The sequence below is a fragment of the Variovorax sp. OV084 genome (genome assembly GCF_900111625.1).
In the GTDB taxonomy this organism is placed as follows: domain Bacteria; phylum Pseudomonadota; class Gammaproteobacteria; order Burkholderiales; family Burkholderiaceae_C; genus Variovorax.
This window is the reverse complement of record NZ_FOII01000032.1, coordinates 25,060-50,263: the sequence shown is the minus strand read 5'-3', so window position 1 is coordinate 50,263 and position 25,204 is coordinate 25,060. Positions and strand designations below refer to the sequence as shown.

Annotated in this window: 24 protein-coding genes; 11 read left to right on the top strand and 13 right to left on the bottom strand. The window is 64.0% G+C overall.

The features are described from left to right. The 5 genes from BMW87_RS33430 to BMW87_RS33410 form a co-directional block, all read left to right on the top strand. The coding region (locus BMW87_RS33430; RefSeq protein WP_093082631.1) for an NAD(P) transhydrogenase subunit alpha part 2 at positions 1–300 on the top strand (300 nt) is incomplete at its 5' end. Continuing rightward, positions 297–1,724 (top strand): NAD(P)(+) transhydrogenase (Re/Si-specific) subunit beta, encoded by a 1,428-nt coding sequence (locus BMW87_RS33425; protein ID WP_093082629.1) that lies wholly within the window; start codon positions 297–299, stop codon positions 1,722–1,724. The genes BMW87_RS33430 and BMW87_RS33425, both read left to right, overlap by 4 nt. A 48-nt stretch (positions 1,725–1,772) precedes the next feature. After that, positions 1,773–2,522, top strand: coding sequence for an SDR family NAD(P)-dependent oxidoreductase (locus BMW87_RS33420; protein ID WP_093082626.1), 750 nt, complete (start codon positions 1,773–1,775; stop codon positions 2,520–2,522). 82 nt (positions 2,523–2,604) lie between these two features. Beyond that, positions 2,605–3,306: an SDR family oxidoreductase gene (locus BMW87_RS33415; RefSeq protein WP_093082624.1), complete on the top strand. Its 702-nt coding sequence runs from the start codon at positions 2,605–2,607 to the stop codon at positions 3,304–3,306. Positions 3,307–3,376: 70 nt separating this feature from the next. Continuing rightward, positions 3,377–4,456, top strand: a complete 1,080-nt coding sequence (locus BMW87_RS33410; protein WP_093082621.1) for a phosphotransferase — start codon at positions 3,377–3,379, stop codon at positions 4,454–4,456. Positions 4,457–4,503: 47 nt separating this feature from the next. Here the strand turns inward: BMW87_RS33410 and BMW87_RS33405 are convergent, their stop codons facing one another. Beyond that, positions 4,504–5,370: a LysR family transcriptional regulator gene (locus BMW87_RS33405; RefSeq protein WP_093082619.1), complete on the bottom strand. Its 867-nt coding sequence runs from the start codon at positions 5,368–5,370 to the stop codon at positions 4,504–4,506. 140 nt (positions 5,371–5,510) lie between these two features. Here BMW87_RS33405 and BMW87_RS33400 point away from each other — a divergent pair, with 140 nt between their 5' ends. The 5 genes from BMW87_RS33400 to proC all read left to right on the top strand — a co-directional run bounded on the left by BMW87_RS33400 (position 5,511) and on the right by proC (position 10,566). Next, on the top strand, positions 5,511–6,296 hold the full coding sequence (locus tag BMW87_RS33400) for an enoyl-CoA hydratase/isomerase family protein (protein WP_093082616.1): 786 nt from the start codon (positions 5,511–5,513) through the stop codon (positions 6,294–6,296). Continuing rightward, the gene (locus tag BMW87_RS33395) at positions 6,293–7,837 is read left to right on the top strand and encodes an AMP-binding protein (protein WP_093082613.1); all 1,545 of its coding nucleotides are present in this window, start codon (positions 6,293–6,295) and stop codon (positions 7,835–7,837) included. The genes BMW87_RS33400 and BMW87_RS33395 overlap by 4 nt, the downstream gene beginning before the upstream one ends. A gap of 2 nt (positions 7,838–7,839) precedes the next feature. Next, entirely contained in the window at positions 7,840–8,832 is a 993-nt protein-coding gene (locus tag BMW87_RS33390) for a Bug family tripartite tricarboxylate transporter substrate binding protein (RefSeq protein ID WP_256217019.1), read from the top strand. A gap of 4 nt (positions 8,833–8,836) precedes the next feature. Next, positions 8,837–9,634 carry an enoyl-CoA hydratase/isomerase family protein gene (locus tag BMW87_RS33385; RefSeq protein ID WP_093082611.1) on the top strand — a complete coding sequence of 266 codons (798 nt, stop codon included), beginning with the start codon at positions 8,837–8,839 and terminating at the stop codon, positions 9,632–9,634. 86 nt (positions 9,635–9,720) lie between these two features. Beyond that, entirely contained in the window at positions 9,721–10,566 is an 846-nt protein-coding gene (gene proC / locus BMW87_RS33380; RefSeq protein ID WP_093082608.1) for a pyrroline-5-carboxylate reductase, read from the top strand. A 207-nt stretch (positions 10,567–10,773) separates the two neighbouring features. On the opposite strand, the gene BMW87_RS33375 is transcribed toward proC, so the two are convergent. The 6 genes from BMW87_RS33375 to BMW87_RS33350 all read right to left on the bottom strand — a co-directional run bounded on the left by BMW87_RS33375 (position 10,774) and on the right by BMW87_RS33350 (position 16,203). Next, positions 10,774–11,901, bottom strand: coding sequence for a zinc-binding dehydrogenase (locus BMW87_RS33375; protein WP_093082606.1), 1,128 nt, complete (start codon positions 11,899–11,901; stop codon positions 10,774–10,776). 55 nt (positions 11,902–11,956) lie between these two features. After that, positions 11,957–12,655, bottom strand: coding sequence for an SDR family NAD(P)-dependent oxidoreductase (locus BMW87_RS33370; protein WP_093082603.1), 699 nt, complete (start codon positions 12,653–12,655; stop codon positions 11,957–11,959). Continuing rightward, positions 12,652–13,236 (bottom strand): 2-hydroxychromene-2-carboxylate isomerase, encoded by a 585-nt coding sequence (locus BMW87_RS33365; RefSeq protein WP_093082600.1) that lies wholly within the window; start codon positions 13,234–13,236, stop codon positions 12,652–12,654. The genes BMW87_RS33370 and BMW87_RS33365 overlap by 4 nt, the downstream gene beginning before the upstream one ends. Continuing rightward, a complete protein-coding gene (locus BMW87_RS33360) occupies positions 13,233–14,087 on the bottom strand; it encodes a glutathione S-transferase family protein (protein ID WP_218149810.1) in 855 nt (284 codons plus the stop codon). Before BMW87_RS33360 ends, BMW87_RS33365 begins: the two co-directional genes overlap by 4 nt. Positions 14,088–14,539: 452 nt before the next feature. Then, a complete protein-coding gene (locus tag BMW87_RS33355; RefSeq protein ID WP_093082597.1) occupies positions 14,540–15,157 on the bottom strand; it encodes a TetR/AcrR family transcriptional regulator in 618 nt (205 codons plus the stop codon). A gap of 95 nt (positions 15,158–15,252) precedes the next feature. After that, positions 15,253–16,203, bottom strand: coding sequence for an alpha/beta fold hydrolase (locus BMW87_RS33350; protein ID WP_093082595.1), 951 nt, complete (start codon positions 16,201–16,203; stop codon positions 15,253–15,255). A gap of 221 nt (positions 16,204–16,424) precedes the next feature. Here BMW87_RS33350 and BMW87_RS33345 point away from each other — a divergent pair, with 221 nt between their 5' ends. Then, positions 16,425–17,393, top strand: a complete 969-nt coding sequence (locus BMW87_RS33345) for an AraC family transcriptional regulator (protein ID WP_143062656.1) — start codon at positions 16,425–16,427, stop codon at positions 17,391–17,393. A 143-nt stretch (positions 17,394–17,536) separates the two neighbouring features. Here the strand turns inward: BMW87_RS33345 and BMW87_RS33340 are convergent, their stop codons facing one another. The 6 genes from BMW87_RS33340 to BMW87_RS33315 form a co-directional block, all read right to left on the bottom strand. Further along, positions 17,537–18,325, bottom strand: coding sequence for a GntR family transcriptional regulator (locus tag BMW87_RS33340; protein ID WP_093082589.1), 789 nt, complete (start codon positions 18,323–18,325; stop codon positions 17,537–17,539). Between the two features lie 220 nt (positions 18,326–18,545). Next, positions 18,546–19,763, bottom strand: a complete 1,218-nt coding sequence (locus BMW87_RS33335) for a M20 family metallopeptidase (RefSeq protein WP_093082587.1) — start codon at positions 19,761–19,763, stop codon at positions 18,546–18,548. Next, on the bottom strand, positions 19,760–21,412 hold the full coding sequence (locus BMW87_RS33330; protein ID WP_093082584.1) for a dipeptide ABC transporter ATP-binding protein: 1,653 nt from the start codon (positions 21,410–21,412) through the stop codon (positions 19,760–19,762). Before BMW87_RS33330 ends, BMW87_RS33335 begins: the two co-directional genes overlap by 4 nt. An 8-nt stretch (positions 21,413–21,420) precedes the next feature. After that, positions 21,421–22,317, bottom strand: coding sequence for an ABC transporter permease (locus BMW87_RS33325; RefSeq protein WP_093082582.1), 897 nt, complete (start codon positions 22,315–22,317; stop codon positions 21,421–21,423). Beyond that, positions 22,310–23,257, bottom strand: coding sequence for an ABC transporter permease (locus BMW87_RS33320; protein ID WP_093082579.1), 948 nt, complete (start codon positions 23,255–23,257; stop codon positions 22,310–22,312). Before BMW87_RS33320 ends, BMW87_RS33325 begins: the two co-directional genes overlap by 8 nt. Positions 23,258–23,281: 24 nt before the next feature. Then, positions 23,282–24,847 carry an ABC transporter substrate-binding protein gene (locus BMW87_RS33315; protein ID WP_093082577.1) on the bottom strand — a complete coding sequence of 522 codons (1,566 nt, stop codon included), beginning with the start codon at positions 24,845–24,847 and terminating at the stop codon, positions 23,282–23,284. Between the last annotated feature and the right edge of the window lie 357 nt (positions 24,848–25,204).

Below are 25,204 nucleotides of genomic sequence, written 5' to 3'. Positions count from 1 at the left end.
CTCATCATCTTCGTGCTGGCCATCTACGTGGGCTACCACGTGGTGTGGACCGTCACGCCCGCGCTGCACACGCCGCTGATGGCCGTGACCAACGCGATCTCGGCCATCGTGGTGGTGGGCGCCATGCTGGCGGCCGCGCTCACCGAAACCCCGCTGGGCAAGACCATGGGCGTGCTCGCGGTGGCGCTCGCGGCAGTGAACATCTTCGGCGGCTTCCTGGTCACGCGGCGCATGCTCGAGATGTTCAAGAAGAAGGAAAAGAAGGCCGCACCCAAGGCCGAAGCGGGAGCCTCGCAATGAGCATGAACGTCGTCACGCTGCTGTACCTGGTTGCCAGCGTCTGCTTCATCCAGGCCCTGAAGGGCCTGTCGCACCCCACCACCTCGATCCGCGGCAACCTCTTCGGCATGGCCGGCATGGCCATCGCGGTGGTCACCACCGGTGCGCTGATCTACAAGCTGGCCGGCGGCCAGCTCACGGGCCTGGCCTGGGTGCTGCTGGGGCTGGCGGCCGGCGGCGGCTACGGCGCCTACCGCGCCAAGACGGTCGAGATGACCAAGATGCCCGAGCTGGTGGCCTTCTTCCACAGCATGATCGGCCTGGCGGCGGTGTTCATCGCGGTGGCGGCCGTGGTCGAACCCGCGGCCATGCTCGAAGGCATCGCCAAGGGCGCGCCGATTCCCGCCGGCAACCGGCTCGAGCTGTTCCTGGGCGCGGCCATCGGTGCCATCACCTTCAGCGGCTCGGTGATCGCCTTCGGCAAGCTCTCGGGCACCTACAAGTTCCGCCTGTTCCAGGGTGCGCCGGTGCAGTTCAAGGGCCAGCACATGCTGAACCTCGTGCTCGGCCTGGCGATGATCGGCCTGGGGCTGGTGTTCATGGCCACCGAAAGCTGGCCGGCCTTCTTCGCGATGCTGGCGCTGGCCTTCGTGATGGGCGTGCTCATCATCATCCCGATCGGCGGCGCCGACATGCCGGTGGTGGTGTCGATGCTCAACAGCTACTCGGGCTGGGCGGCCGCGGGCATCGGCTTCTCCTTGAACAACGCGATGCTGATCGTGGCCGGCTCGCTGGTGGGCTCGTCGGGTGCGATCCTGAGCTACATCATGTGCAAGGCCATGAACCGCTCGTTCTTCAACGTGATCCTGGGCGGCTTCGGCGGCGAGGCGGTCAGCGCCGCCGGCGGCGCCAAGGAGCAGCGGCCGGTCAAGAGCGGCAGCGCCGACGACGCGGCCTTCGTGCTGGGCAACGCCGAGACGGTAGTGATCGTGCCGGGCTACGGCCTGGCGGTGGCGCGCGCCCAGCATGCGGTGAAGGAACTCGCCGAGAAGCTCACGCACAAGGGCATCACCGTGAAGTACGCGATCCACCCGGTGGCCGGGCGCATGCCGGGCCACATGAATGTGCTGCTGGCCGAGGCCGAGGTGCCCTACGACCAGGTGTTCGAGATGGAAGACATCAACGGCGAGTTCGGCCAGGCCGACGTGGCGATCATCCTGGGCGCCAACGACGTGGTGAACCCGGCGGCGCTGCAGAAGGGCAGCCCGATCTACGGCATGCCCATCCTGGAAGCCTACAAGGCCAAGACAGTGATCGTGAACAAGCGCTCCATGGCGGCGGGTTACGCCGGCCTGGACAACGAGCTCTTCTACATGGACAAGACCATGATGGTCTTTGGGGATGCCAAGAAGGTCGTTGAGGACATGGGGAAGGCTGTTGAGTAAAGCCCCGTGCCGTGCATCCCCATGTCTGACCATTCCAAAGGCCCATCAATGACCCTCTCCCTCCAAGGCAAAGTCGCTGTCGTGACCGGCGCAAGCACCGGCATCGGTTTGGCCATTGCCAAACGGTTTGCAGCCGAAGGCGCGAACGTCGTAATCACCGGCCGGCGCCAGAAAGAACTTGACGTCGCGGTCGCTGACGTCGGGGATCAAGCCTCCGCCATTCGCGCGGATGTCTCCAGTCTGCAGGATCTCGACGCCCTCTTCCAGACCGTCAAGCAACACCATGGACGCATCGACGTCTTGGTCGCGAATGCGGGAGGCGGCAGCATGGCTCCGCTTGGCGCGATCACGGAAGAGTTGTTTGACCAGACGTTCAGCACCAACGTGAAGGGGGTGCTCTTCACAGTTCAAAAGGCACTTCCCCTGTTGGCGGATGGCGCGACAGTCATCCTGGTTGGTTCGACCAGTTCGATACATGGCGTACCTGCATTCAGTGTCTACAGCGCCTCCAAGGCGGCAATTCGGAACTTCGCTCGTAGCTGGATTCTGGATCTCAAAGGTCGCAACATCCGCATCAATGTCCTCAGTCCCGGACCGACGAAGACGCCTGGACTGGTGGGACTGGTGCCGGACGAACATCAGCAGGGACTGCTCGACGGTTTTGCAGGCCAGATCCCGATGGGCCGGGTTGGAGAACCCGATGAAATCGGCAAGGCCGCAGTCTTCCTGGCTTCGGACGCCTCGAGCTTCGTCACCGGCATCGAGCTATTCGTCGACGGTGGCATTGCGCAGATCTAGCGACGAAGCTTACGAACGTCGTATTCACGCGGCGCTTCACCGCTGCACCCCAGCCTCTTCCACTTCCTCGAAGGACCCGACCATGAAACTCGACAACGCCACCGTCCTCATCACCGGTGCTAACCGCGGCATCGGTCTCGCTTTCGCCCGCGCTGCTCTGGCCCGCGGCGCGCGCAAGGTCTACGCGGGAGCGCGCGACCCGGCCAGCGTCACTTTGGGCGGCGTTGAACCGATCCGCCTCGACGTCACTCGGCCCGATGACATTGCCGCGGCGGCACGCCATTGCGGCGACGTCACGCTGCTGATCAACAACGCCGGTATCGCGACGCTCGGCGGCTTCCTTGGCGAGGGTAGCGTCGAGGCCGCTCGCGCCCAGTTCGAGACCAATTTTTTCGGACCGCTGCGCATGGCGCTTGCCTTCGCGCCGGTGCTCGCCGGCCACGGCGGCGGTGCGATCCTGAACGTCCTGTCGCTCGCGAGCTGGATCACTGCGCCCCGTCTCGCAACCTACGCCGCCACCAAATCGGCCGCCTGGTCTCTGACCAACAGTCTGCGCCACGAGTTGCGCGCCCAGGGCACCCAAGTGCTGGGCCTGCACATGGGGTTCGTCGATACCGACATGGCGCGCGGCAATGATCAGCCCAAGTCCAGCCCGGACGAGGTGGTGCGCCGCAGCCTCGACGCCCGCCAAGCCGGGGCCGAGGAGGTGCTGGCCGACGAGATCACCCGGCAGGTCAAACAGGGCTTGTCGGCCGAGCCGGGCGTCTACCTTCAGACGACCTAAGGCTGAACTGCTTTCCGGCAAGCCACTGCCCGGCACCTACCCGATTGAACGGCAACACGAAACCATAGTCATGACAGAAGCTCAAACCGGCACCAGTCCCATCTCCGGGTCTCATCCGTTCGACGTGGCCGCCCTGCGGGCGTATCTCGAGGCGCGGGTCGACGGCTTTCAGGGGCCGGTCACGGTCGAGCAGTTCAAGGGCGGGCAATCGAACCCAACCTACAAGCTCAACACGCCGGAGCGCTCTTACGTGATGCGCTGCAAGCCCGGCCCGGCGGCGAAGCTGCTGGCCTCGGCGCATGCGATCGATCGTGAATTCACCGTGATGCGGGCGCTGCGCGCAACCGACGTGCCGGTCCCGGACATGTACCTGCTGTGCGAAGATGAATCCGTGATCGGCTGCGCCTTCTACGTGATGGAGTACATGTCGGGCCGCGTGATGTGGGACCAATCGATCCCCGATGCCGACAGCACGCGACGCAGCCGAATCTACGACGAGATGAACCGCGTGATTGCCGCGCTGCACAACGTCGACGTCAAGGCAGCGGGTCTCCAGAACTATGGCAAGCCGGGCAACTATTTCGAGCGCCAGATTGGCCGCTGGACGAAGCAGTACCAGGCTTCGATCACGCAGCCGATTCCCGAGATGGACAAGTTGATGGAGTGGCTCCCTGCGCACATACCGGCCAGCGCGCGCGACGAGAGTCAGGTGTCGATCGTGCATGGAGACTACCGGCTCGACAATCTGATGTTCCACGCCACCGAGCCCCGCGCGATCGCGGTGCTCGATTGGGAGCTCTCGACCATCGGCCATCCGCTGGCCGACTTGAGCTACCACTGCATGTCGTGGCACATCCAGCCGGGCCCTACCCTCGGTATTCGGGGCCTGGACCTCGCCGCTCTCGGCATACCCGACGAGAAGAGCTATGTGCGCCGCTACTGCGAGCGGACCGGCCGCGCCGACCCCGACGCAGTGATGGCCGATTGGAACTTCTATCTCGCCTACAACATGTTCCGCCTCGCCGGCATCCTGCAAGGAATTGCCAAACGTGTGGAGACGGGGACGGCATCGAGCGCACAGGCAAAGCAAGCGAGCGCCGGTGCGCGGCCGCTTGCGCAGATGGGCTGGGCACTTGCGCAATGCGCTTGAACGAGCACGAGCCTACTCCAGCGACTCCTTCTGGCCCGATTGTTGCCTTATATCCCGTCCAAGCACGCCACGAATTCGCTCATCAACGCGGACTGCGCCTGCTGCTGCGCCGAGATGATGTAGCGAGCAAATTTCACTTCTGGCTTGAAAGGCAGAACCTTGACGCCAGCCAGGTCCAGGTGCCGCACCACCAGTGGATTGACCACGCTCACGCCCAGTCCGAAGCTCACCATGCGACAGATGACCGCTGAATAGGGGGCATCGATCGTCTGACGTCTTCTATCTGGGTTGAACGCAGCGTCGATCGGAACGCGCGTGCCGTCACCCCTGGTGAGCGAGATGAACGACTCGTCGTCAAGATCCGAACTCAAGACCACGCGCTTGCGCGCCAGCCGGTGACCTGACGGAACGATGCACACGCCGTTTTCCTCTGCCCACAGCGTGGACTGCAGGCCTGGCGTATCGTCCAAATTGGTCACCAAACCGAGGTCGACGTAGCGGTTTGCCGTCCACTTCGCCACGGTAGGCGAGTCGCCGGTGTGAATCGAGACGGGCGTGTCCGGGTACCGGCGGCGAAATGCGCGCATGACCTCTGGCATGACGGTCATCGCCAGCGAGGCAACGGCACCGATGCGCAGCGTGCCTGTGCCGACTTCGCGAATCTGCTTGGCGCTGTCGGTCAGGGCCTCCATGCCGAGGAACCAGCGTTGCACCGACTGAAAGAACGCCTCTGCCTCGGGCGTGGGCGCCAGGCGACCGCTGAGCCGCACGAACAGCCGGAAACCAACCGCTGCTTCCAGTTGTGCGATGGCCCGGCTCACGTTGGATTGGGAGGTGTGCAGTTCATGCGCAGCCAGCGTCATCGACCGCGTGAGCATCACGGCCCGGAAGGTTTCGATCAGTTTCCAGCGCATGTTCCTGGCTCCTTGCTTGGGAGGATAGAGCATATCCAAATGGATATGCGCCTACCTAAAACTCTCATTTGCCGATATGTCATGCGGCTTCTATTCTTTCGGTGAAACGCAACAACCTTTCGATCCAGACGAGCCATCCAATGACATCTTCAGACATCCTTATCGAGCACCGCGGACCCGTGGGGCTGATCACGCTCAACAAACCGTCCAAGCTCAATGCTTGGGACCAGCCCATGCGCGACGCCATCGTGGCCGCGCTTCGTGCGTTCGACACCGATGCAGCCATCGGTGCCGTGGTGTTGACTGGCGCGGGCGAGCGCGCCTTCTCTGCGGGCCAGGACTTCGCCGAAGCGCACGACTTCGATGCCGACCGGGCGGAGGCATGGATCCGCGAGTGGGAGACCTTCTACGGCACGCTGCGACGCCTGACCAAGCCCATCGTGGCCGCGCTCAATGGCGTGGCCGCGGGGTCGGCTTTCCAGGTGGCGCTGCTGTGCGACATCCGTGTGGGCCACGACCAGGTCACGATGGGCCAGCCCGAGATCAACTCGGGCATTGCCAGCATCACGGGGCCATGGATCATGAAAGAGATCCTCGGCATGTCACGCACCATCGAACTGACCCTGAGCGGCCGCATGATGCCCGCGCAGGAGTGCCGCGAGATCGGCTTGATCCATCACCTCGTACCGCGCGAGCAGGTGCTGGCGAAGGCGCTGGAGATTGCCGGGCAACTTGCGGCCAAGGCGCCGTTGGCCATGCGCCTCGACCGCGCGTGGTTCGCTGACATGACCGAGGCGGGCTTCCGCGAGACCATCAACGCGGCGATTCGCGCGCACCGAGAGTCTTATGCGTCCGGCGAACCGGCGCGCAAGATGGAAGCCTTCATGGCTGCGCGCGGCCACGCGCTGGAAGGAGCCCAGCGATGATCGAGATGCCGCCCGTGGGCGACGAGACGCTGCGCCGCATCATGGACCGCAGGGTCCTGGAAGATCCGGGCCACGTGTTGCTGAAGTTCCAGGACCGCGACCACACGTTCGGCGAGATAGACGCCCAGGTCAACCGCGTGGCCAACGCCCTGCTGGCCCGGGGCCTGGTGCCCGGCGACCGCGTGGCGCTGATGCTGCCCAGCCACCCGGACCATCTGGTGGCGATTCTGGCGCTCGCCAAGGTCGGACTGGTTCGGGTGCCGGTCAACACCGGCTTCAAGGGCGCGTCGCTTGCCTATCCGTTCGAAGCCTTCGCGCCGCGTGCGCTGATCGCCGACGCTGCGCACGCCGACGTGCTGGCAGAGGCACTGCCCGCGGACGCGGTCGAGATGACGCTGTGGCACGGCGGCGCGGCAGACGACTTCGCCGCCCTGCTGGCGCACGCCGACAGCTCGCCGCCCTCGGTGGAGCCGGGGCCGGACGACATCATCGCCCTCACCCCCAGCTCGGGCACCACCGGCGCTCCCAAGGGCGTGAACAAGTCGGACCGCACGCTGCGCGCGGGCCCCATGGGCACGCTGCGCCTCACTGGCGCGCAGCCGGGCGATGTGTTCCTGCTGTGGGAGTCGCTGCACCACGGCGCGGGCGTGGCGGTGTGCATTGCCGCCATCCTGCAGAAGCTGACGCTGGCCATGGTCGAGAAGTTCAGCGCCTCGCGGTTCTGGGACCAGTGCCGCCAGCACGGCGTCACGCACGTTCACTACCTGGGCGGCGTGCTGCCCATGCTGCTCAAACAACCGCCCAGGGACGACGACCGCGATCACCAGGTGCAGATCGCCTGGGGTGGCGGCTGCCCGCCCGAAGTCTGGGACGTGTTCGCCGAGCGCTTCGGTGTGGAGATTCGCGAGGGCTATGGCCTGTCGGAAATGATCACTTTCGTGACGGTGAACCCGCAGGGACCGAAATTTTCGATTGGCCAGCCGCTGTCGTACTTCGAACTCCAGCTCACCGATGAAGCCGGCAACGAGGTCCCCGTCGGCCAGCCCGGCGAAATCTGCGTGCGCTCGCGCGTACCGGGGCTTCAGTTCCTGGGCTACTTCCGCAACGAGCAGGCCACGCAGGCCGCGCAGCGTGGCGAGTGGTTCTGCAGTGGCGACCTGGCACGGCGCGACAGTGACGGCTACTACTACTTCGCCGGCCGCAAGAAGGACACGGTGCGCCGACGCGGCATCAACATCTCGGCATGGGAAGTCGAGCGCGTGATTGGCGAGCACGCCGCCATCGCCGAGTGCGCGGTGGTCGGCGTGCCAAGCGAGTTGGGCGATGAAGAGCTGAAGGTCTTCGTGCGGCTGGCCGAGGGCGCGCAGCTTGCGCCGCAAACGCTGGTGGACTGGTGCAAGCCGCGCATGCCGGCCTTTCAGGTGCCCCGCTTCATCGCCTTCATCGAAGAGTTTCCCAAGACCCCGACGCAGCGCATCCGCAAGAACGAGCTGCCCCGCAATCTCTCCGGCGCATGGGACGCCGAGCAACCCCGGAGCTGACCATGACAACCCTGATGACGATGAAGAAGTACATCAAGCCCTGCATCGCCGCCTGCGCGGTGGCCCTGGCCGGCGTGTCGGCCTCCGCGCAGGACTACCCGGCCCGCCAGGTGACGATGGTCGTGGGCTACTCGGCCGGTGGCGCGGTGGACGCCGTGGCGCGCCTGCTGTCGCAGAAGCTCGGCGAGGCGCTGGGAAAACCCGTCGTGGTGGACAACAAGGCGGGGGCCTCGGGCAACATCGGCGCCCAGTTCGTGGCCAAGGCTCAGCCGGACGGCCACACGCTGCTGATGGCGCCCGTCACCACCTATGCGATGAACTCGCTGCTCTACCCCGCCACGGCGGGCTACCAGCTCGACAAGGACTTCGCAGGCGTCTCGGTCGTGGGCTACCTGCCACTGGTGCTCGTGGTCAACGATGCGCTGCCCGCCCGTTCGGTGGCCGACCTGGTGAAAGCGGCCAAGGCCAAACCCGGCGGCCTGGACTACGGCTCGGCCGGCAACGGCTCCATCGAGCATGTGGCGGGCGAGATGTTCAAGCAACAGGCGGGCGTGAGCATGGTCCATATTCCCTACCGCGGCGCGGCGCTCGCCATCACCGACCTGATGGCCGGCCAACTGAGCCTGATGTTCGCCACCGTGCCCACCGCCGTGGCCAACCTGAAGAGCGGCAAGCTGCGCGCCCTGGCCGTGGCAACGCCCGAGCGCATCGGCGCGCTGCGCGACGTGCCCACGGCGCGCGAAGCCGGCTACCCCGGTTTCGAGGCCGGTTCCACCTACGCCATCCTTGCCCCGGCAGCCACGCCCCGACCCGTCGTTCAGCGCCTGAACCAGGAAATCGCCAAGATCCTGCAGATGCCCGACGTGCAGGCGCGCTTTCAGGTTCTGGGCATCGAGCGCGCCGGTTCCACACCCGAGGAGGCCACGCAGCGTCTGGGCCAGGAGCTCACCAAGTGGGGCAAGGCGATCAAAGACAGTTCCATCAAGGTGGATTGACAGCATGCCTTCTCCTTCCTCTTCTTCCTCCGACATCCACGTCGAACATCGCGGCGAGGGCCACGCCCTCGTCACCATCTCCCGGCCGCTGCGACGCAACGCCTGCGACTTCGCGGCCTGGACCGACCTGAAAAACGCCTTCGAGACGTTGGGCGCCGATCCGGCGGTCAAGCTCATCGTGCTCACCGGCGCGGGCGGGCACTTCTGCGCGGGCGACGATGTGGTGGCCTTCTCGGCCGTCACCGACGAGGCGGAGAAAGACGTCTGGCGCGCGCGCATTCAGGCGTGCTACGCCGCGGTGCAGTCGGCGCCCAAGCCGGTCATCGCAGCGATCTCCGGCGTGTGCGTGGGCGGGGGCTGCAGCCTGGCCATGTGCTGCGACTTCCGCGTGGGCGACGCCACGGCGCGCGTGGGCGTGCCCGTGGCCAAGCTCGGCCTGGTGTATCCCACCATCCAGCTGCAGCGACTGTCGTGGCTGATCGGCGCGTCGAATGCGCGGCGCTGGGTGTACGAGGCCGCGCTGTACGACGCCGCCGAATCGCACCGTGTCGGCTACCTCGACGCGCTCGCCGAGGGCGACGTGACGCAGGCCGCTTTCGCCTTCGGTGCGGGCATGGCCCGGGCCGCGCCGCTGTCCATCGCGGGCTCCAAGGCGCAGCTCAACGCCGTGCTGGCCGGCCGGGTCGACCAGGAGCGCGAGCGCCTCGACGCCATGGTCCTGCGCGCCGACCGCAGTGAAGATTTCCGCGAGGCGGCGCAAGCCTTCGCGCAGAAGCGGGCACCGGTCTTCAGAGGACGATAGAAAGCCATCCGCCGCGCTGGGGCGAGTCCCGGAGCCGAAAGGCCTTGGGACCGCGCCACCCCCATCACGCAGCCTGCCTGCCACCCATGACGACCCCCTCTTCACGAGCCAGCCCCGGCTCCTTCCCTTCCATCGCCTTCATCGGCGGCGGCAACATGTGCAGCGCCATCGTCGGCGGATTGGTCCGACAGGGCATCCCCGCCGAACGCATCACGGTGGTCGAGCCCTTCGAAGCAGCACGCCAGCGATTGCGCGAGCAGTTCGACGTACGGCTGCTGGCATCGGCCAGCAGCGCGCTGGACGGCGTTGCCATGGTGGTCTGGGCCATCAAGCCACAAGCGTTCCATGACGCTGCAACTGCGGTTGCGCCGTACACCCCGCATGCCCTGCACCTGAGCGTGGCCGCAGGCATCCGAACCGGCAGCATGGCGCAGTGGCTGGGCACAGAGCACATCGTGCGAGCGATGCCGAACACGCCCGCCCTGGTCGGGTCGGGCATGACCGGGCTCTTTGCCCGTGCGGGTGTGAGCGATGTGCAGAAGCTGCTTGTCGAGCAGGTCATCGGCGCCACCGGCCAGTTCTTGTGGGTGCAGCGTGAAGCGCATCTGGACGCGGTCACCGCGCTGTCTGGCTCCGGTCCGGCGTATGTCTTCTACTTTCTGGAAGCCATGGCGCAAGCAGGTGCGGACATGGGCCTGTCTTCCGATCAGGCGTACCAGTTGGCTGTCGCGACCTTCGTCGGCGCATCGCACCTTGCCGCGCATTCCAGCGAGCCGTCGGGCGTGCTGCGCGAGCGCGTCACCAGCAAAGGCGGCACCACCCATGCGGCGTTGGAAAGCATGCACGCCAGCGGTGTGGCGGCTCATTTCATTGCGGCGATGCGAGCGGCGGAACAGCGCGCCACCGAACTGGGTGACGAGTTCGGCGGCTGAGAACCTATCACGCTCGTCCGCATCACTCAGCGGCCGCCTCGCCGCTCGCCGCTCGCCGCCATTCATGCTCGGGGCTGTTGTTGACCCGCGCTTGCGGCCTTTTCTTTGCCCTTCTTCCCCCTGCCATGGACAGCCTGCAGTTCCTGCGGTGGCTCGGAATCACGCTCCAAGCCTCCGGCTGCTGGCACCAGATGGTTGCAGTCTTGGTCAGCCCAGATCCTTGTTCGGGTTGACCAGGTATTTCTCGCCTGTTGCCGCCTTGCCGTAAACCGCGATGGCGTCGAGCTGCAGCGCTTCAGCCATCGACACCTCGCGCGTGTAGTGGCTTGCAAAGGTTGTCTTGAGTTCGGATGCCACGCGTTGCTTCAGCCGCTCGACCGTGTCCGCACCGACCTTCTGCAGGAACGGGAACAGCAACCAGCCGCCCATGCCCCACGTCATGCCGAAGCCGCGGGTGAATTCCGTCGCCCCCCGATCCAGGCTGCCGTAGATGTAGACCTGCTTGTGCACGGTCGAGCCGTAGCGGTTGTATTCCTTCGCGCCGCGGTTCGCGGCGGCTTCCATCGCCATGAGGATCTGGCCGGCCAGCTTGCCGCCGCCGATGGCGTCGAAGGCCAGCGTTGCGCCGGTCTCGGCCAGCGCGTTCGTCAGGTCATCCATCAAGGTCGGCGACGTGCTGTTGCAGACATGCTTCGCGCCGAGTTCGCGCAGCAGCGTCTCGTGCTCGGGCTTGCGCACGATGTTGACGAGGCCGATCCCGTCTTTCAGGCAGACCTTGTTGAGCATCTGCCCCAGGTTCGACGCCGCCGCGGTGTGGACCAGCGCGGTGTGGCCTTCCCGCTTCATCGTCTCGATCATGCCGAGGGAGGTGACCGGATTGACGAACCATGAGGCACCCTCGGCGGCTGTCGTGCCCTCGGGCAGCGGCAGGCACTGCGCGACGTTGACCGCGCAGTACTGCGAATACATCGCGCCGCCGATCACGCCCACAGTCTTGCCGAGCAAGGCCTGCGCGGCCGGTGAACGCCCGGCGCCGACCACGACGCCGGCGCCTTCGTAGCCGACCGGCACCGACTCGTTCAGACGGGCCGCCACGGCCGGCAGCATGCGCGGCGGCACGGTGGCGGTGACGATCGGCCGGTCGGCCGTGCCGGAGGCCTTCGCGGTCGACATGTCGGCCATGCCGAATAGCACCATCAGGTCCGATGGATTCATCGGGGCCGCGTCGATGCGCACGAGCACCTCGTCGACTTTCGGTTCGGGCATCGGCACCTCGGCGAGCGAGAGTTCAAGCTCGCCGCCGGTGCGGACGATGGAGCGGAGTTGCAGCGGCATGGGGGTGTCTCGTGAGTTGGACGAAGTCGGGTTCGTGGAAGCTGAACGCCTCCGATCACCAAGATTCGCGGTACGGCCGCACTTCGGTCAGGAACGACCAGGCCGAACGCGGCTGGTGGGTGACGTGCCAGACCTCTTCGGCGATGTCGGATGGCTTGATGAAAAACTCATCCGGCTTGTCCGCCATCCGCGCGCGGGCCCAAGGTACGTCGATGACCGCGTCAATCATCATGAAGGACACGTGCACGCCCCGGGGCCCCATCTCGCGGGCGATGGACTCGGCCAGAATGCGCTGCGCCGCCTTGCTCGGCGCAAAGCCGGCAAAAGCGGCCTTGCCACGAACGGCCGAGGTGTTGCCTGTGACCAGCAAGGCGCCCCCCCCTGCTGCCTCCATCCGCGGCGCCGCCCACCGGGCCAGGTGCAGCAGGGCCATGACGTTGATCTGGAAATTCTGCTGGAGGACTTGCGGCTCGATGTCGAGGAAGTTGCCGAAGGCCCCACCCACGGCGTTGTGAATCACCACCTTGGGGACGCCGGCACGTTGTTCGATGCTCTTGAGGGCGGCCGCGAGCGCAGCAGGGTCGGCCACATCGCAGGGGACCGCAAAGGCGTTTGGGAGTTCGCTCTCGAGATCGGTCAAGCGCTCGACCGTGCGCGCGAGCATGGCCACTTGGTAGCCGCCATCGTGGAACCGCCGGACCATTGCCGAGCCAGTGCCCGGCCCTACGCCGGTGATGATGACAAGCGGCCTCATGCGGCCTGCTCCAGGCGAGCTTGCACGAAGTGCAGGCGGTCATTGCCGAAGAACATGTCGTCTCCGACGAACAGGGTCGGCGCGCCAAACACGCCGCGCGATGCCGCTCCGGCGGTTGCCTCGTCCAGGAGGGCCTGCGCGGCCGGCGAGTCCATCTGCGTTTCAAGCGCCTCAGCGTCGAACCCCACGGCACCCAGCAGGGCTGCGACCTCGGCCGCTGTCGCCAGCGGCGCCGGAGTCGCCCAGAACGCGTTGAAGATCGCGTGCACCGCCGCGAGCATCGCGCCCATTTGTCCGGCCACGAGCGTGGCGCGCAACAGGCGGCTGGCGTCGATCTCCGAGCCCTGGGGATGCCGGTTGAGTGGAACCCCATAGTGGGCAGCCCATCGGCCCATGTCGGTCATCACGTAGCGCCCTTTGGGTGCGCAGGTGATACTCGTCGGCACGTTCCCCACCGCTCTCATCAGCGCCCCAATCTCGAATGGATGGAAGGCGATCTCGACATCCATCTTCCGGACCTGAGACAGTGCAAGGAAGCTGTAGGGGCTGCGATAGTCGAAGTAGAAGTCAATCGTTTTCATTGGAAGTTCCTTTGAGAGTCCGTTGTTGTGAATGCTGTTGATCGTTCGCGGCCGACTCCGCGGTCGGTTGTGAACTTTGCGAGATAGGGGCCGAACTCCGGCGCGAAGGCCGGATCGTTCGCAAGGCGGTCGAAGTGCGCCATGGCCCGTGGGAACCGCTCACGGGCGTTGTCCAGGAACGGCGCCTTGCCGAGCGCAATCAGCGCTTCGCTACGGCCCAGTTCATTGTGGAAAAGGGCGAGTTCACAGGCGAAGCAGATGTCGGCCAAACTCACCTCCTCGCCGACAAGCGTATGGCGGGCCGGCTCCAAGGCCCGGTCGATTCCGGCCATGTAGGTCGTGAATTCCTCGTCGGCGCGAGCGTGGACGTCCGGCGCCAGCTCAGAACCTTGCAGGGCGAGGAGGTAAATCTGAGCGTCGCGACCAAACACCAAGCTGACATCCAGAAAGCTGTCGATTCGCGAGGCCTCGAACGGATCGTGGCCATATAGCCCGCTGCGCTCCGCTTGGCGGGCGACTGCACGCATGATGCTGTTGGATTCAAAGATGCCGACCTGGCCGTCCCCGCTGAAAGCCGCGGGCACCGTTCCGAACGGCTGAGCTGCAAGAAAGGCGTCGGTCTTGTAGAGCTTGCGGCCCTTGAACCCGATGCGGCCCACGCGCTCAGCGGCGGCGCGTTCCTCGGCGGACACTTCGCTCAAAGGACGGGCGTCGAAGTCCCAGAGCCAGTCTACGAGTTCGGCGCCCGCGGCGCCCCGCACCTCCAACTCGACGCCGCCGATGCGCGCGGCGATGACTGCCTTCCACACGCGAGGATTGGGCAAGTAGGAAAAGATCCGCACTTCGGCCATTGCGCTGACTCCATGGTGCGCCGTCAAGCAGGCGGCGCAGTTTGTTCGTCCAGCGGGCTGTGGGGTCGGCGAATGCCGACACCGTCCACTGTTTCACGCCCCATTCTGCATGACAACCATCATCCTGTCTGTCGCATTGGTTCGCCAGAAGATGTTTCAACTGCACTGGTTTACCCGGAGACGGGATTCATCCAGCAGGATGCGAACGCACGGTCCCAGCTGGGCGCGTTGCTGGAGCGTCGACCGTACAGGGAAGCGCTATGTAAGCTGGACAAGCGTGCCGGTCAGCACCGCGCACTCAGCACCTCGCACTCAGCACTCACGCAGTTTGAATTGCGTCACCTGCGGCGAGAGCCCGCCAGCGCTCGCCGTAGGGCGCGAGGACATGACATGTTCCGCAGTTGCTGAGCGCGCCAAGGGAACGCAGCACGGCGAAAGGCCAAGGCTGCGACTCAGGTTTCGTCCTGGTTGCCTGAGAGCGCCCGCTCATTGGGCTCGTTGACCGTTACCAGTTGCTCGCGCACGCTGCGGAGCAGGTCGTCCGAACGGGCGGAGTCTGTCATCGCCCGCGACAGGGCCAGAGCACCCACCATGGCGCTGACGGCCAACATCGCTCTGGAATCGTCGTCGTCGCCAAGGTGGCGCCGAGCGGCGGCAATATAGTCCTCGATCGAGCCTGCCATGATCGACTTGGACTGGTCGTCGGCGCGTCCGACATCGGAGATCAACGCCGAGACTGCGCACCCAGTGCTGCGGGAGTCCCGATGCCTGGTGCTCAGATAGTCGCTAACGAAGCCCGCGAAGCCGAGCGGACGCGCTGATTTCTGCCTGACCGCCGACCGACGCACACCATCAACCAGGGCGCGCCTGAGCGCCTGGGCGAGCAAGTCCGCACGAGATGCAAAATGGCCGTAGAAGCCGCCATGCGTGAGGTTCACGCTCTTCATGAGCTTGCCCACGCTCACCGACTCGAGTCCGCCGTCTCGAATCTGGTCGGCGGCCTCCTTCAGGATCCGCTCTCGACTTTGCGCTTTTTCGGCCTGCGAATGTCCCAAGGCAAATGCCCCCATGCAATCCGACCATCTGGATGACGGTCGACATCCCATTGTAGGCATTGATGATTGGGAGATGCATTCGGCCCTGGAGCATCGTTTGCGCCACCGCTTCAAGCCAGCGAGAGCAGCGCTCGAACCAACTGCTGCGGCATCGACAGGAACGGGCTGTGATCCGAGTCCAGTTGCAGCACCTGCGTCTTGTTGGCAGGCGTGGCGGCGTCTGCCTGCGCCACCATCAGGTCCTGCATCGCCGGCGGGATGGTGTTGTCCGCGCTGGTCCGGATATAAGTACGCGGGATGGCTCCCCAGCGCTGCACCGACGTGGCAATTGGCGTGACCATCGCACCGATCGGAATATCCGGCGACAGCAGATTGAGAGCGGCGCGCGCTGTTACGGCGTCCACTTTCCCGTAAAGCATATTGATAAGTCCCGCGCGATAACTCTCGTCCGTGGATGCGGGGTCGAGTCGCAGGGCGCCGGTAACACCAGGGTCGCTGCGCAGCAGCGGTGTCAAAAGCGATGGCGGTGCCTGTTCATCAGGGGGAAATTCCACCATCGGCTGGCCGTCCTTGGGCATGAATGCCGCGAGGTAGACCAGGCGCGCAATCTTGCCGGGGCCCAGCAGTTCAGCAGCAGCATGGATTGCACCGCCGCCCATGCTGTGGCCCACGACGATCGGCGCCGGGAAGCCGGCGGCGAGCAGGGATTCGACAGCATCGGCCACGGCCCGAGCGTAGTCGGCCAACGTGATACCCGCGATCGGTGAGCGTTCAGTCGCCAGTGCCGCCGTCCGGGGCTGAACGTCGAACGCCGCCGGGAATGCCGCATTCAGGCCATGCCCCGGCAAGTCGATCGCCAGCACGAGGTGGCCGGCGGCGGCCAGCATTGGGCTGATCTTGCCCCAGCACCAGGTGCCATGCCAAGCCCCGTGAACCAGCAGGTATGGGCTTTTGGGCAAGAGTGCTGGCGTCGGTGCTGCCTGCGTTCCCCCGCACCCGGCCAGGGCCGCGCCCGAGACCGCAAGGGCTGAAGAGATGATGGCGCGTCGAGAAGGAAGCATCGCGATGTCTCCGTGGGATTTGGTTCCGGAGCATCGGTGGTGTGCGGCATTGGCCCTACTGCCTCAGTGCAATTCGGCGGTTTGCGTGCAAATCGTCGACCCGGGATTTTCCCTCTTGTGAGTCGACTACTGCCGGATCATCGTCGTTTCCAGTGAACTCCATAACACCCTTCCCTCCCATCGAGTTCGATCATGGGGGCACAAGCCTGTGCGGACTCCGTGTGGCGGACAGCCATGATGTTGATGAATCACCCCAACAAACCGCGCCCTTCTTTGGTGAATGCCGGCTTCAGCGGCTGCGGCGTGACGACGTGTTCCATGGCACGCTCGATTGCGTTCCCATGGGGCCGGTGTCATTCAATCGCACACGCTGGGGCGCGCGTGTTTCGCTCCAACCTGTATCGGAGGCCTTGCAGGGCTACTACCTGATCAGCCTGCCGACTCGAGGAGCAGCGCAAGTACGCCAGGGCGACGAATTGCACCAACTGGTTGCACAGAGTCCAGGCGTCTTCAGTCCAGTTCGCACCTTCTCGATGGAAGTGCATGAGGGATATGACCAACTGCTGATCCGCGTTGATAGCTCATTGATTGCGGATGCTTGGCAGGGGCTGACCGGCCGACCGCTGATAGCACCTTTAATCTTCGAAATCTCCCTGTCCGCGCGCCCGCAGCTGACCCAGGCGTGGCACGGCATCGTCGCCCTTGCCGGTATGGCGTCGGCGCTCGCGCCAGCCGGCAAGGCGCGTCAATTCGCACAAGCATCGCTGGCAGACGCATTGGCATCGCTTCTGCTGACCCAGCATGCCCACAACCAGCAGTCCACGCTCGACGCAGGTGCAACCTGCATGGCCTCGCCGCGGATCGTCAGGCAGGCCGAGGAGTTCATGCTGCGGCGGCTGCGAGCCCACGTCTCGGTGAACGACCTTTGCATCGAATGCGGCGTGTCTCGCCGCACGCTGTTCGCCGCCTTTCAGGCTTGCCACGGCGCAGGCCCGATGACCTGGCTACGGGAAAGGCGGATGGAAGCCGTGCGGGGCGCGCTGCAGAAACCGAGCCGCGGCGGAATTCGCGTGGCCGACATCGCTCTCGAGTACGGCTTCGCCCATGTCGGCGACTTTGCCGGGGCGTACCGACGGCAATTTGGCGAGGCGCCATCACAGACCTTGAGGCGTGGTTGGGCGTACGCTTGAGATGTCAGCCAAGGATCCTCACGATTGTTGGATTCCGCCGATCTCTGACCCCTGGGGAGTCAATTTTCGGCGGCGATCAACAGAGAGCGCTCTGCCCGGCGCCAAGCGCGAAGAGGTGCAACGATGCAAGTCGCGCATGGTACCTAACGCACTTCGTTGATGTAGACGTGGTCCTTGGTTAACGCACGCCGCACGCCGACGATAGTGGGAACGTTGGACTGATCGAAAGCAACTTCCTCGATCATCATGATGGCAGCAGGTGTCTGTATACCAAGAAGCCGAGCATCGTCAGCCGAGGCGAGTTCGGCGCTGAGCTCTTCTCTCACTGCCGAAATTTTGATCCCATACCGCTCGACAAGAAAGGTATAGACGAGTTGAGGAACGTCTTCGTTTTTAAGGGGAAAATCCGGCACGCGTTCAGCCGCCAGAATGAAAGTGTCGAGCATTACCGGTTGCGCGTTCACCAAGCGAAGACGCTCGAGTCGAATAACGTCCGCACCGGCGTCGAGTCCAAGCTTTTCCTGCACCACGGAGTTCGCCTTTTCACGCACTACAGCAAGCACCCGAGCTTCGGAATGGACCAGCGAGCCGTCTCGTCTGTGCAGTCGGAAGTACTTGAAGAAGTACCTCAGTCCTCGATGAGCAGTGCGCCCGGTAACGACCGTTCCCGTCTTGCGTCGACGGCTCAACAGACCCTCTGCTGCGAGATCGAGCAGAGCGCGCCTCACCGTTCCGACTGCGACACCCATGGTGTTGGCCAGCGAGATCTCGCTGGGCAACACATGACCTGGTGGCCAAGCCCCCAGGTCGATGGCCTCGGAAATCTGGCGCTTGACGACTTCGTGCAGCGGCGAACTCGACAGTTCAGTGATGCGCTGCACAGGCGAGTTGTCGCCTGCCGCCTGCGCGGATCGTTCTTCGACTTCGAGCATCTGTTCCCGTCCGGTGGCTCAACTGTAATGTTTATATTTTGCCAGGAATAGGTCGCACGTTTGTGCCCGGTCGATGGCCTAGCCCCTCGGGGGCCGACTCGGGCGTGGGGCCTGTTTGGGTGCCTCCGCGGTCAATCCAGAACTGCTATTTTTTGGTCGCGATTCCGCCTTGGAGAGCTTTTTTCCGGTGAAGTCATCGGGATCGATCGGAAATCGTGAATTACTCGGTTCCGCAGATCTCGAGGATTGCGATCATGTAGATTCGGATCATGTCCAGGTAATCGGCGATGTCGACACGTTCGTCAGGCATCGTGTTATAGCGGCCGCCGGGACCGCAGACCACGCCTTCCATTCCGGCTGCCGCATACAAATGACCCGCGTCAGTCCCGAAGAAGCCAGCGGGCTTGATGGCGCCAGTCGGTTGCTCCATGCCGCGCACTTTCCTGAACGCTTCGTTGACAACCTTGACGATGCGAGAGTTCTTGTCGACCTCGAAGGGCGGCATGGTCGGGCGTCCCGTGTGCTTCTCGGCGACGACGGTGGCTTTCAGGCCAGGGTGTTCTTTTTCGAGCGTGTCCAGCAATCGCCGCAGGTCACCCAAGGCATCGGCTTCGGTCTGGCCCGGTGCGTAGCGACACACGCCACGCAAGCGAACAAAGTCCGACACCTGCGGCGGACGCCATCCGTGCAAGTCCTTGCCCAGTGCGCCATTGACGATACCGACATGGCCGCGGTTGATAGATCGATGCTCCTCGCTCTTTGCGTTGCTGAAGGTCATGGCATTGATTCGCGGGATCAGCACGCACGCTGCTGCAATGGCATCCACTGCTTCCTCGCGCTTGGACAGATGGCGAGTCACACCCGTCAACTCGATCGTGTACGACAGCGAAGCTGCGTGCATCGTTACCGCGGACAGGTCGGTCGGCTCGCTGTTGATGAAGTAGTCTGCACTTAGGCCCTGCTGAATGGCCGCCAGTGTCCCGACGCCGCCCTGGAGCTCGCCGACCACGAAGGTGAGCACGACATCGCCCTTGACCCTGACGCCTGCATCGATCAGCGTCTTCACCGCGCAGAAGTACGCAGCATCGCCGGCCTTCATGTTCGACACACCGATGCCATAGATGAACTTGTCGTCCACCTTGCCGGCCCATGGATCGACCGTCCACCCCTCCGAGACGGGGTTCGTGTCGAGATGACCGTTGAAAAGCAGGCTCTTTCCGCCGCCGGTGCCCTTCCAGGTTCCGATTGCGTTCACGCGGGTCTCGTTGACAGGGGTGAGCGCCGCCTCCAAGCCGATGGCACGCATCTGCTCGACCATGTATCTCGCTAGCACGCGCTCATCATCGGTTTCGGGATAGCTCTTGTGCTGCACCATCTTGGAGAGAAACTCGAGGGCAGCGGACTCGTCAACGCGGTCCAGCAACTGATCAACATTCATGGGGCAACTTCCAATTCAAGAGCAAGGCTGGCGTAGTCGCCAACCGGAGTGGGTACAGCGTCGAGCAAGGAGCGCGTGTAGGCATGCCGCGATGGAGAATCCACCTCGGCGGTTTCGAGGAGATCGACCAGGTCGCCCCGGTACATGACGGCGATGCGATGGGCAATCTGGCGCACGAGGTTCAGGTCATGCGTGATGAACAGGTAGGCGGTGCCGAACTGCTTTTGCAACTCGATGAGAAGCTCGACAACCGACGCCTGAACGGAAACGTCGAGTGCCGACGTAATCTCGTCGCAAATAACCAGCTTGGGACGGGAGGCAAATGCGCGGGCAATGGCGACCCGTTGCTTCTCACCGCCCGAGAGCTGATGCGGGAAGCGGTTCATGTACTCACGCGGCAGGCGTACCTGTTCCAGGAGGTCGCCGATGATCTGTGTGTATTGGCCTGACGGCGTGTCGGTGTACAGCTTCAACGGGCGCGACAGGATGTCACGGACGCGTTGGCGCGGATTGAGCGAGGCGTCGGGGTGCTGGAAGATCATCTGCACATCCCGCCGGTAGTGCTTCCCCATGTCCTTCGCGCCGTCGATCTGTTTGCCTGCAAAGAAGAGCTGGCCCTCGAAGGGATTGAGACCGGTCAGGGCCTTGGCCAGCGTCGACTTGCCAGAACCGGACTCACCCACCACGCCGAGAATCTCACCGGGCTTGATGGCAATGCTGATAGCACGGTTGCCGACGATGCTGGCTTTGCGCTTGCCGAGCAACCTGGCGAATGCCGAAACGCCGCCGTAGGTCACGCTCAGCGTTTTGGCTTCGACCAACGCTTGGCCGTTTGTCTTCGCGGGGGCGTCGACGAGACGGTGATCGGGCCGGGGCACGGCGCCGATCAGCCGCTTCGTATAGGGATCGGCGGGATGGGTGAACACCTGCTCCACGTCGCCTTGTTCGACGATGACGCCCTTGTGGATCACTGCCACCCGGTCGGCCACCTGGGAAACCAGTGCAAGGTCGTGCGAGATGTACAGCGAGGCCACGTGCGTCTCGGCCTGGAGCTCGGCGAAAAGATCAAGGATCTGCCGTCCAGTGATGACATCCAATGCGGTGGTCGGCTCGTCGAAGATGATGCATTCCGGCCTGCAAGCGAAGGCTGTGGCGATCACGACGCGCTGCTTTTCCCCACCGGACGCTTCGTGTGGGTAACGGCGCATCATCCCCGCTGGGTCCTTGAGGCCGACGCGGTCGAGCATGGCAATGCCCTCCATGGCTGCCTGCTTGCGGGTCAGGTTGCGATGCCGGACCAGCACTTCCGTCAGCTGCTCCCCGAGCGACAGGGTTGGATTCAGAGAGGTACTCGGATCCTGGAACACCATGCTGATGCGGCGCCCGCGAATGGAATCGATTTGCTTCGGAGCGACCTTCAACAGGTCTTCGCCGACCAGCTTGATGCTCCCGCTCGTCTCGATGGCGTTACCCGCGAGGTAGCGCATGATCGACCAGGCGAGCGAGGTCTTTCCGGAGCCGGACTCGCCAACCAGGCCGAGCACTTCGCCGCGATCGATCGTCAGGTTGAGATTGGTCAGTGCATGGAAGCGACCGTTCGGCGTCGCGTAGTCGAGCGAGTAGCCTTTGACTTCAAGGACGTGATCCATGACAGGCCTCAGGTTTTGGGGTTGAGGGCATCACGAAGACCGTCGCCCAGAAGGTTGAAGCCGATGGCGACCATCGCCACGGCGGCGCTCGGCCAGAGGATCATCCAAGGGCTCAAGTGCATGAACTTGCGAGCCTCGGCGGCCATCAGGCCCCACTCGGACGCGGGAGGTTGTGCGCCTAAGCCGAGGAAGCTCAACGTCGCGAAAAGCATGACCGCGAAGGCCACGCGGATCGTCATCTCGACCACGACGGGCGCCACGACGTTCGGCAGCATCTCGCACAGTACGACGTACAGGCTTGATTCGCCGCGTGCAATCGCGGCACTGACGAAGTCTTGCTTGCGGATCGCCAGCGCCACGGAGCGCGTGACGCGGGTCATGCTCGGCACGAACGCGACGGCAATGGCCAGCACTGCGTTGATCTCGCCCTTGCCCATCAGGTTGACGATGAGTAGCGCGAACAGCAGGCTCGGGATGGCCATGACAGCGTCGATCGTACGCATCACGATCTCGTCGAATCGACCGCCGAGGAAGGCGCACAAGGTTCCGATGAAGGCGCCGATCAAGCTGCCGATGGCAGTAGCCATGAACGCCAGAACGACCGTGGAGCGAGCGCCGTAGAGAATCCGGCTCAGCAGATCCCGTCCATACTGGTCGGTGCCTAGCCAGTTTGCTGCGCTGGGTCCCTTGTAGCGCGACAACGGCGCCATGTCGTCGGGACTGTGAGGCGCCAGATAGGGGCCGAATAGCACCATCACCATGACGATCCCGATGATCAGCATCCCCAGCTTGCCTTGCGGCGAGCGCATGAGGCGCGCGAAGAAATGGTTGGATCCGAGCTTTCCCGCCGAAGCCGACGCGGCGCTGCGCTTTTCGCTCTGGAGCGGTGTGGCGATATCACTCATATTGAATCCTCTTGTCGAGCGCCGCGTAGGCCATATCAGCGACGAAGTTCACGACGCAATAGGTCGCGGCCATGATGAGGGCGCCGGCCTGGATGGCGGGCAGATCACGGTTCTGGATGGCAACGATCAGTTGGCGTCCGATGCCAGGGAGGGCAAATATTTCTTCAACGACGATGACACCACCCAGGAGGTAACCCACATCAAGGGCAACGATCGTGATCGTGGGTAGAAGCGAGTTGCGCAAGCCGTGCTTGAAGAGGACCGCATGTTTCGACAGGCCCTTGAGACGGGCCGACCGGATGTAGTCCATGTGCAGCACATCAACCAGCTCGGAGCGGACCATCCGCGACACGTGCGCAATCAAGATGACCGAGACCGTGATCACAGGCAGCGCCAGATGCCGAAGTCCGCCGGAAAAGCTCTCCGAAAGCGGGATGTAGCCGGTCGCGGGAAGGATCTGCCAGAAGTCGGCGAAGAGCAGCACCAGCAGCGTCGCCGTCACGAACTCTGGAAGCGACACGCCGACGTACGACACGACGCTCACAAGTACGTCGGCAATCTTGCCGCGGCGCACGGCCGCGATGATGCCCAGCGGGACGGCGATCATCAGCATGAAGCTGATCGACAGGAAGGCCAGGGTCAGCGAACGCCCCAACGCCTCCACCATCACCGGCGCGACGGATTGCCCGGTGCGCATCGACTCACCGAAGTCACCGCGGATCGCTCCGGTGAACCAGTGCAGGTATTGCTGCCAGAGCGGGGCATCGAGGCCCAACTGATCTCGCAACGCCTGCAGCGCATCAGGTGTGGCATTCTCACCCAGCATCATCACCGCAGGATCGGCGGGCAACACCTGCGTAATGACGAAGACAAGGATTGACACGACGAGAAGCGTGTAAACGCTCAGTCCGATCCGTTTGAGGAAGTAGCTTAGCGACATGGTTGCTCCAAGCGAGGGCGCGCTTCAGGCGCGCTTCGGGGCGCCGTCGCCCAGCGAAACGTAGTCCAGACGGTAGACCAGGCCGCGCGGATTGACCTGGTAGCCGTCAACATAGCTGCGCTTGGCGCGAAGCAGGTCGAAGTACACCGGGATGATGGAGGGCACTTCCTCCGTCATGAGTCTTTGCGCTTCGGCGTACAGCTCGTTGCGCTTCTTCACGTCAGCCGTTGCGCGAGCGTCGGCCACCAGCTTGTCAAAGGTCGCATTGTTCCAGTGCGTTTCGTTCCAGGAAGCGTTCGAGGTGTACAGCAGGGAGAAGATCGAATCGACCGTCGGCTGCATGTTGTAGAAGCCGACATAGAAGTTGCCCTTCTTCCAGACCTGCTCCAGATAAGTGGCATGCGGCATCGTCTGCACATTGATGTTGAATCCAGCGGGCTTGGCCATCTCGCGCAGGGCGACGGCCATTTGCGTGCGGATCGACGGATTGTCGGAAGCGATCAGTGTGAGGGTGAGGCCCTTGTCGTGGCCCGCTTCTGCCAGCAGCTTCTTCGCCTGCGCAATGTCCCGCTTGCGCTGCGGCAGTTCCTTGTAGAAGGGATAGGACGCGCTGACGGGGTTGTCGTTCGCAACGGTGCCGTAGCCTTCGGCAACGAAGTCCACCATTGCGGGGCGGTCGACGGTCAATGCGAGCGCCTTGCGGACCCGCACGTCGTTGAATGGCTTCTGGTTGCAGCCGAGATTGATGTTGCAGAACACGCCCGACGGCAGCTTCAGGGCGTTCACACCGGACGCAGCCTTTAAACGCGCAAACTCAGCAGGCTGCACCAGCGCCATCAGATCGGTATCGCCGGCGATCAACGCGGAGCCCTCGGCCGTCGCGTCTGGATATACCCGGACTTCAATGCGATCGAGGTAGGGACGCGCCTTGTCGTAGTAAGCCTCGTTGCGTGCGACAACCACGATACGCTCTGGCTCAAAGGTCACGAGCTTGAAAGGCCCTGTGCCAATGGCTTCGCGATTAAGTCGGTCCAGCCCCTTCTGCAGCACGGAAGCCGGAACGATCTTGGCGCTCGGGAATGCGAGGGCAACAGGCAGATCCGCGTAGGGGGACGCCAGGACGAACACCACGGTGCTCTTGTCAGGAGCGCTGACGCTCGCGATCGGGCCGATGTTCTGGCGGCCCGGCGAGGCGGTCTTTGCATCCAGGATGGCCTGGAAGCTCGCGACAACATCAGCAGAAGTGCATGCCGAGCCGTCATGGAAAACTAGTCCTGGGCGCAGCTTGAAGGTCCATTGGGTCAGATCGGGAGAACTGGTCCAGGACTGGGCGAGATCGGCCTCGGGGGCCATGGTCGGGCCAAGCCGCGTGAGCCCAGAGTACAAGAGTTCGGCAACCAAGTACTCCGGCGTCACGCGCGCCACCAAGGGGTTCAGCTTGTTGACTGCCTGATTGATGCTGACGCGCAGCGTACCGCCGCGTTTTTGCGGGCCGGCAGCAAAGGCCGATGACATGGGGAAGGACAGCGCAGCCAACGAGGCTGCAGCCCCGAGGAAGTCGCGACGGTTCGCAGCAACAAGGGTGTTCATGCGGAATCTCTCGATGGTGGTTGCCCTCGGGAAGCGGAGTGCAAATGCGCTGGCAAACGGGAGGTATTCGTCTTGCCACGCACATTACTATAAAGTTTATCGTTTTCAACGGCAGGGGGAAAACAGCGGCTTGACAGATGACCTAATTTTGTGCGAACAAAGAGAAGCGCTCTCTTCCTGGACGGCACGCCGCAACCAAGGGCAACTAGGCGACGGGGTATTGCGGTCTGCCACGCACGGCTGCGTCTCCCACTCAGGAACCACACTGAGGCGTAGCGGCATGATCACAACGCCGCAACCACGGGCACGAGGGTGTTGCTGCGGCGAGGGTCGAAGATTGGCTAGGTCAATCACCGC